This window comes from Streptomyces incanus, from assembly GCF_042656345.1.
Lineage (GTDB): Bacteria > Actinomycetota > Actinomycetes > Streptomycetales > Streptomycetaceae > Streptomyces > Streptomyces incanus.
Map to the genome: position 1 here is coordinate 1 of NZ_JBHSPC010000180.1, position 541 is coordinate 541.

Consider the following 541-nt stretch of genomic DNA (forward strand, 5'->3'; position numbering starts at 1 on the left):
TGAGGAGATGGAAGAGGTTCGCCCGCGCCTGGAGGCGTTCGCGGCCCAGATGCTGGGCTCGCTGGCCCGTCGGGATCAGCGAGCCAAGGGCGAGCTGTACCTGCGGGGACTGATGCTGGACGGCAAGCGCAAGTCCATGCAGCCCATGGCCGAGCGTCTGGGCGTGGACCACCAGCAGCTCCAGCAGTTCGTGTCCTCCTCGACCTGGGACTATTCCAAAGTCCGTGAGCGGATGGCCCGGTGGGCCGCAGCGCACATCGGCCCGGAGGCGTACGCCATCGACGACGTCGGCTTCCCCAAGGACGGCTATGACTCCCCGGGGGTGGCACGGATGTACTGCGGCGCGCTGGGCAAGCGCGGCAACTGCCAGATCGGGGTCAGCGTGAACCTGGTGTCCGACCGCGCGTCCTCGGCCGTCGACTGGCGCCTGTTCCTGCCCGAGAGCTGGGACGACGCCAAGCACGGCGAGGACCCGCTGCTGGCCGAGGCGATCCGGCACCGCCGCGCCAAGGCGGGTATCCCCGACGCGGCACGGCATCGG

The 541-nt window shown here is 70.1% G+C and carries 1 protein-coding gene; it reads left to right on the top strand.

Translation table 11 applies throughout. The features are described from left to right. Positions 1-7: 7 nt before the first annotated feature. The coding region (locus ACFP2V_RS38560; protein ID WP_381221420.1) for an IS701 family transposase at positions 8-541 on the top strand (534 nt) is incomplete at its 3' end.